We start from the raw sequence: 7,079 nt of genomic DNA on the forward strand, positions 1-7,079 counted from the left end.
TTCAGCCGCCGGGCGGGGGCGGGTTCCCGTCGCCGTGCCGTTGGTGGCGCAGCAGCAGCATCGCGGCGTCGTCACCGGGCGGCCCGCCGGCATGCCGGACCAGGTCCTCGCGCAGGGCCTCGAGGGCGCGGTGCATGTCGGGCTCCTTCAGCAGGTGGGTGCGCTCGCCCAGCGGATAGAAGCGGCCCTCCTCGTCACGCGCCTCGGTGACCCCGTCGGTGTACAGCAGCAGTTGTTCGCCGGGCTCGAACCCGACCGTGAAGGGCTCCGGCCCTTCGGTGCCGTGCGCGGTCAGGCCCAGCGGCAGGGCGTACGAGGGCGGCTCCGGGAAGTCGACGCCGCCGTCGCGCCGTACGAGCAGGGGAGGCGGGTGCCCGTAGTTCAGAAGGACGAGGTCCCGGCCCACGTCGATCTCGGCGAGGACGGCGGTGACGAACCGCTCGCCCTCCAGTTCCCGGGCCACGCTGCGTTCCACCCGCTCGCCGACTCCGGCCAGGTCCTGCTCGTCGTAGGCGGCCTCCCGGAAGGCACCGAGCACCACGGCGGCCGTCTCCACCGCGGCCAGCCCTTTGCCCTGGACATCGCCGACGATCACCCGGACCCCGTGCGGTGAGGCCACCACCTCGTACAGGTCGCCGCCGATACGGGCCTCGGCGACGGCGGACGTGTAGGAGACCGCCACCTGGAACGCCCCGGCGTTCAGCGGCACCGGCCGCAGCAGCACGCGCTGCGCGACCTCCGCGATCGACCGCATGCTCGCCAGTTCCGCCTCCCGGCGGGAGCGCATGACCGCGGCCGCGATACCGACGCCGGTGACCCCCGCCACGGACACCATGGCGGTGTACCCGCGGCGCTCCGCGAACAGCCCGTTGTACAGGCCCAGCCCCACGCACAGCAGCAGGGCCAGTACGCCGATCACCGCGGTACGGCGCCAGCCGCCGACGAGTCCGGCGAAGGCGGGGCCGACCGCCACCAGGGGCAGCAGGCCCACCCCCGGTCCGACCAGGACGTCCATGATCGCGATCACTGCCATCACCACGAACGGCATCCAGGACAGCGCCGTCTGGCTCGATGGCGGTTTCTCGTCGGTCATGACCTGCTCCAGCGGTGTCGAGGCACTCGAGAGCCGTCCGATTCCTCCGCAGACGCCCCTCCCCCACCGTTAGACTATGCAATGGCCGTGGGCGCGTTCCGGCCCCCGCCTCGGACCTTCACGCAATCGAGTCCCCGGCCCGGACGACGACATCCGGGGCTCCGGGCCCCTGGCCCGACGATTTCGTGCTGTGGGATGATCCTGCCCGGGGTCCTGGTGCGAGTGAGCTGAGGTGTGTTCGACGGGCTCCCTCACCGGAGAGGAACGAACGGACGTGACCGCGCAGCGACCTGACGGCGAGACGCCGGAGGACAGGGACAGGACGCCGTCGGTGCCGGACGAGGTCTGGCAGCGGTTCCTCACGGACAACGAACGTGCCATCCGCGCCACCGCCCCCGTCGAACCCTCCGCCCTGCAACGGGCGTCGGGGTGGCAGCCGGCCGGCACGGACGCGCGCGACCGCACGGAGGGTCAGGCCACCGACACCACGGGCGCCGTCGGTGACCTGTGGCACCCCGACGATCCGTGGGAGGGCCCGTCGTGGCGGAACCTGGACGGGCGGGCCAGGGCGCGCCGGGTCTGCCGGGTCATCGGCACGGCCGCCGCGATCGCGCTGGTCCTGGGTGCCTGGTCCCAGCTGTCCACCGGCGCGGGCAGTGCGGACCAGGGGCCCGCCGACACGGTGCTGCAGCAGTCGGAGGACGTCCCCGCGGAGCTGCCCACGGCGACGTCCGCCCCGTCCGGCCTCGCCTCCCCGTCCCCGGCCACGTCGGCGGTACAGGCGGGCTGACGCGCCGCCGGCCGCACGCCGGGCGCGATACGCGGCCCGGGTGCGACCCTCGGCCGACGTCGCACCCGCGCCGGGCGGTCGGCGGCAGCCGGACGGTACGGGACCGGTCAGCCGCCCAGTGCCGACAGCACCACCGTCCTGGCCTCCTCCTGCACCCGGCGGAGGTGGCCGGGGCCCTGGAAGGACTCGGCGTAGATCTTGTACACGTCCTCGGTGCCCGAAGGGCGGGCCGCGAACCAGGCGTTGGCCGTGGTCACCTTGATGCCGCCGATGGACGCGCCGTTGCCGGGGGCCTCGGTGAGCACCCCGGTGACCGCCTCCCCGGCGAGGGTGTCGGCGGTGACCTGCGCGGGAGAGAGCTTCGCCAGGCGGGCCTTCTCCTCCCGGGTCGCCGGGGCGTCGATCCGCTCGTAGGCGGGCTCGCCGAAGCGGGCGGTGAGCGCGGCGTAGTGCTCGGAGGGTGTCCTCCCGGTGACCGCGGTGATCTCGGAGGCGAGCAGCGCGAGGAGGATGCCGTCCTTGTCGGTGGTCCACACCGAACCGTCACGGCGCAGGAAGGAGGCGCCGGCGGACTCCTCACCGCCGAAGCCGAGGGTGCCGCCCGCCAGTCCGTCGACGAACCACTTGAAGCCGACGGGCACCTCGACCAGTTCGCGCTTCAGATCGGCGGCGACCCGGTCGATCATCGCGGAGGACACCAGCGTCTTGCCGACACCGGCCCCGGCGGGCCACTGCTCGCGGTGCGCGTAGAGGTACTGGATGGCCGTGGCGAGGTAGTGGTTCGGGTTCATCAGGCCGGCGTCCGGGGTGACGATGCCGTGCCGGTCGGCGTCCGCGTCGTTGCCGGTGGCGATGTCGAAGCGGTCGCGCCGCTCGATGAGGGACGCCATGGCGTGCGGAGACGAGCAGTCCATGCGGATTTTGCCGTCCCAGTCCAGGGTCATGAACCGCCAGGTGGGATCGGTGAGGGGGTTGACCACCGTGAGGTCGATGCCGTGCTGTTCGGCGATCCGGCCCCAGTAGTCGACGGACGCCCCGCCCAGCGGGTCGGCCCCGATACGGACGCCTGCCGTACGGATCGCCTCCAGGTCCAGCACGCTCGGCAGGTCGGCGACGTAGGTGCCGAGGAAGTCGTAGCGGCCGGTGCCGGGGGCGGTGAGTGCGCGGGCGTAGGGAATGCGCCGGACATCCTCGAGGCCGCCCCGGATGATCTCGTTGGCCCGGTCCTGGATCCAGCCGGTCGCCTCCGAGCCCGCGGGGCCGCCGCTGGGCGGGTTGTACTTGAAGCCGCCGTCGGCGGGCGGGTTGTGGGACGGGGTGACGACGACGCCGTCCGCGAGGCCGGTGGTGCGGCCCCGGTTGTGGGTGAGGATCGCGTGCGAGACCGCGGGGGTCGGCGTGTAGCCGTCGGCGCTGTCGATGAGCACCGTGACTCCGTTGGCCGCGAACACCTCCAGGGCGGTGACCCGCGCGGGCTCGGACAGCGCGTGGGTGTCGGCGCCCAGGAAGAGCGGGCCGTCGGTGCCCTGGCCGTCGCGGTACTCGCAGATGGCCTGGCTGATCGCGGCGATGTGGTCCTCGTTGAACGCGCCCGCCAGGGACGATCCCCGGTGCCCCGACGTCCCGAACGCGACACGTTGTCCCGCGTCCTGGGGGTCCGGGTGCACCGCGTAATACGCCGTGACCAGCCGAGCGACGTCGACGAGGTCCTCGGGGCGGGCCGGGCCGCCCGCTCGCTCGTGCTGCATGTGCCCACTCCTTGGCAGGGGTTGATTCTGCGCTTGTGGACACATCTTTCCTCTTCGAGGCCGCACCGCGCGAGTGGAACCGCCCGGCCCCGCACCGCCCCCGCGTCAGATGCGTCCGCCGGTCATCCGCGTGAAAGGACCGTGGCTGTGGCGTTCCGCGCGGCGCCCCACCGCGTAGGACGCGGCGCTCAGCACGGTCAGGCCCGCCCCGACGCTGGCGGCGACGAGCTTGCGGTGGGTGAGGACCGTCCAGGCGGTCACGGCGGTGGCGGCGACCTGTCCCGAGGTGGCGACGACCGCCCGGCGGCCCGCCTCGACGCCCTTGGCCGCGCTCTGCACGGCACCGTTCGCCACTCCGGCCGCGCGCTCGGCGCCCGACTTGGCCGCTGACGCCGCGTCACCCGCCTTGGTGGCAACGCCACCGGCGGCCCGCTCCGCGGGAGCGGTCGCCTTCTCCGTGGCGTTCCGGGCCTTGGACGCGGCGGTCCGGGTGGAGGTGGTCTTCTGATTCGCGCTCTTGTTCTGTTCACTCATGGACACCGACTTGCCGCTGAACCCCTCGGCAAACCCGCCCGGTCCCGGAAGTCCCGCCCCGCGGGCGACACCGGGATGCGTTCCAGGACACCGCCCGCGAACACGTCGTACAGCGGCAGCGTCTCCAGGTGGACATAGCCGATGTGGCAGTCGCACCTGGTGAGGGGGCAGGCCCGCGGCCGCAGGGCCACCCGGTAGCTGCCGTCGTAGAGGTTGCCCAGCTCGTCGGGGACGAAGTGGCAGCGGCGGACCGTGCCCTCGCCGTCGACGGAGATCACGGACTCCCCGGTGCGGCAGGGCGCACCCGCGCTGGCGTGGGGACGGCGGCTGTAGGGGAAGAGCGGGTCCAACGCGGTCCACACCTCGGCCTCCGCGTCGTCGTAGGTGTGGCCCTCGGCGGCGTTGACCCACAGGTACACCTGGTCCGGCAGTTCCGCACGCAGCCGCCGGGCCGCTTCCAGGTGCTCGGGCAGGCCGACGATGCCGACGCTGAACCGGACACCGAGGCGGGCCAGTTCGTGGCACTTGGCCGAAAAGCGGTCGTACGGGGTCTGCCCCGGATGGTAGGTGCACCACAGGGCGAGGGTGTCGAGGTCGGCGTCGGCGAGCCAGTCGGTGCGGCAGCTGAGGTTGGTCTGGATGGCGACCCGCCGGATGTGCGGCCGGTGGGAGAGTTCCGTCAGGGCGCGCCGGTACCAGGAGCGGACCAGGCCCTCGCCCCAGGGGGTGAAGAGGAGCGAGAGGCGGTCGCCGGTCTGCGCGGTGGCCCAGTCGGTGAACCGCTCCAGGGCGGCCCGGTCGGCGCGCAGCTGCTCCCGGCTGTCGCGGCGCTTGGCGAAGGGGCAGTACGGGCAGTCGTAGTCGCACGAGGCAAGCGGGCCCCGGTAGAGCACGGTCAGGTCCATGGGGCTGGTCGGGAAGCCGGTCATGGGGCGGGTCTCACTTCCGCTCGTAGGCGGCCATGGCGGCCCGGACGGCCGGCGAGAACAGCTCCGGACCGATGGCGTCGGAGTGGGCGAGCCCTTCCGGGGTCAGCCGCGTCGACGGGGCGTGCGGGCCGTCGTCCGCCAGCCAGCCGCGCTCGGCGAACCGGGACAGTTCGGTGCCGAAGTCGTCCTGGGGCATGCTGCCGAACCGGGTCCGGTAGTCGGCGGTGTCGAGGCCGTCCGCCTGGAGCAGCGACTGGATGAGGTGCCGGCGGCGGGCCTCGTCGGCGTCGATGGTCCGGCCGTACTCGGCGTGGGCGAAGTCGGCGGCCGGGCGGGAGACGTAGTCGTCGATGATGCCGCGGATCTCGTGCATGCCGACGGCGTAGTCGAAGGAGTAGTGCAGACCGGCGGTGTACGAACGGGCGCCGCAGCCGAGGCCGATCATGCCGTCGGTCTGGCAGGCGTAGTCGTCGGCCCCCTGAGGCGGAGCGTCGGCACGGCGGAACATGCGCATGGACTGCTGGCCGTAGCCGCGGGCGAGGAGGTGGTCGCGGCCCAGCCGGTACAGGCGCAGCCGCTGCTCGTCCCAGGCCGGGTCGGTGGCCGGTGCGCGGCGGCCGAGGCCGGTCAGGGGGCGTATGTAGAGCGGGTAGAGGTAGAGCTCCTCGGGCTGCCAGGCCAGGGCGGCGTCCAGGGAGCGCAGCCAGGTCCGCTCGGTCTGGCCGTCGATGCCGTAGATCAGGTCGATGTTGAGGACGGGGATCCGGGCCTCGCGGATGCGGCCGAGGGCCGCCTCGACGTCGGCGCGGCGCTGTGGCCGTACGGCGGCGCGGGCCTCGGTGTCGTCGAAGCTCTGGACGCCGAGGCTCAGCCGGGTGGTGCCGCGCGCGGCGAGGACCTCCAGCCGGTCGGCGGTGACCGTGGCCGGCGAGGCCTCCACGGACAGGGGGACGGCGCGCAGATCGGCGCCCATGCGGTGTTCGGCGATGTCGCACAGCCGCTCGAGTTCGGCGGCGGTGAGGAAGGTGGGGGTGCCGCCGCCGAAGGCCGCCGTGGCGAAGCGCAGGCCGTCCTGCTCGCCCAGGGCCTCCCGCACGGCGCCCGCCTGCCGGTCCAGGGCGTCCAGGTAGGCGCCGGTGAGGCCGTCCGGGGCGCCGATGCGGGTGAAGAGGTTGCAGAAGCCGCAGCGGACCTCGCAGAACGGGATGTGGAGATAGAGGGAGAGGGCGTCCTTGGGTTCGGCGGCCCACAGGTCACGCAGGAGCGGGCGGTCGGGGAGCTGCCGGTAGGCGGTCTTGTGCGGGTAGGCGTAGACGTAGCTCTGGTAGGGGCTCGCCGGGTGTGCGCCGGCGATGTGGGGGTGAGGGCTGGTGGCGGTGGTCATCGGGCGGCCTCGGCGGGGGTGTGGCCCAGGAGGAAGTGGGCGTAGGGCACGGTCCACACGGACGGGTGGCCGATGCGATGACCGGTGTAGCCGTCGTCGCCGTACGCGGTGCCGTGGTCGGAGCAGACGACGGCGAAGCAGCGGCGCCTGCTGCTCGCGGCGGCGAAGAGGCGGCCGATGTGCCGGTCGACGTACTCCAGGGCGGCGGCGTGCGTCGCGCGGCTGTCGCCGTCGGCCGGGATGGCGCCGGGCAGGTGGAACCAGTTGGGCTGGTGCAGGGCGGCCACGTTGACGAAGAGGAACAGGCGCTGCTCGTCGGGCAGTTCCCGTACGACTTCCTCCGCGCGGGTCACCTGGGCCTCGAAGGAGGTGGGCGAGGCGACGCCGAACTCCGGTTCCCAGTGGGACTCCTGGAACAGGCCGGGGAGTACCGAGCCGAGAGGTCCCTGCCGGTTGAAGAAGCCGACTCCGCCGATGCACACCGTGCGGTAGCCCTCCTTCGCCAGGCCCGACACCAGGTCCGGGGTGTCGTACACGAAGGTGCCGTCGGCCGTGGTCTCGCTGCCGGCGAAGCGGGCCGCGAACAGGCGGGGGTGCGGGC

The 7,079-nt window shown here is 73.2% G+C and carries 7 protein-coding genes; 1 reads left to right on the plus strand and 6 read right to left on the minus strand.

Annotation, left to right across the window (positions count from 1 at the left end; genetic code table 11):
• Position 1: 1 nt before the first annotated feature.
• The gene (locus tag AOK11_RS06965) at positions 2 to 1,093 is read right to left on the minus strand and encodes a PP2C family protein-serine/threonine phosphatase (RefSeq protein WP_055592760.1); all 1,092 of its coding nucleotides are present in this window, start codon (positions 1,091 to 1,093) and stop codon (positions 2 to 4) included.
• A 274-nt stretch (positions 1,094 to 1,367) separates the two neighbouring features.
• Here AOK11_RS06965 and AOK11_RS06970 point away from each other — a divergent pair, with 274 nt between their 5' ends.
• On the plus strand, positions 1,368 to 1,883 hold the full coding sequence (locus AOK11_RS06970) for a hypothetical protein (protein WP_055592761.1): 516 nt from the start codon (positions 1,368 to 1,370) through the stop codon (positions 1,881 to 1,883).
• A 107-nt stretch (positions 1,884 to 1,990) separates the two neighbouring features.
• On the opposite strand, the gene pgm is transcribed toward AOK11_RS06970, so the two are convergent.
• The 5 genes from pgm to AOK11_RS06995 form a co-directional block, all read right to left on the minus strand.
• Positions 1,991 to 3,631 carry a phosphoglucomutase (alpha-D-glucose-1,6-bisphosphate-dependent) gene (gene pgm / locus AOK11_RS06975; RefSeq protein ID WP_055592762.1) on the minus strand — a complete coding sequence of 547 codons (1,641 nt, stop codon included), beginning with the start codon at positions 3,629 to 3,631 and terminating at the stop codon, positions 1,991 to 1,993.
• 105 nt (positions 3,632 to 3,736) lie between these two features.
• Positions 3,737 to 4,165, minus strand: coding sequence for a hypothetical protein (locus tag AOK11_RS06980; RefSeq protein ID WP_055592763.1), 429 nt, complete (start codon positions 4,163 to 4,165; stop codon positions 3,737 to 3,739).
• The gene (locus AOK11_RS06985) at positions 4,162 to 5,070 is read right to left on the minus strand and encodes an STM4011 family radical SAM protein (RefSeq protein WP_055592769.1); all 909 of its coding nucleotides are present in this window, start codon (positions 5,068 to 5,070) and stop codon (positions 4,162 to 4,164) included. Before AOK11_RS06985 ends, AOK11_RS06980 begins: the two co-directional genes overlap by 4 nt.
• Before the next feature lie 34 nt (positions 5,071 to 5,104).
• Positions 5,105 to 6,478 (minus strand): STM4012 family radical SAM protein, encoded by a 1,374-nt coding sequence (locus AOK11_RS06990; RefSeq protein ID WP_055592764.1) that lies wholly within the window; start codon positions 6,476 to 6,478, stop codon positions 5,105 to 5,107.
• A partial coding sequence (locus tag AOK11_RS06995) for an STM4013/SEN3800 family hydrolase (protein ID WP_055592765.1) occupies positions 6,475 to 7,079 on the minus strand: 605 nt, incomplete at its 5' end. The genes AOK11_RS06990 and AOK11_RS06995, both read right to left, overlap by 4 nt.

It is taken from the genome of Streptomyces hirsutus (assembly GCF_001418415.1).
GTDB classification, from domain to species: Bacteria; Actinomycetota; Actinomycetes; order Streptomycetales; family Streptomycetaceae; genus Streptomyces; species Streptomyces hirsutus.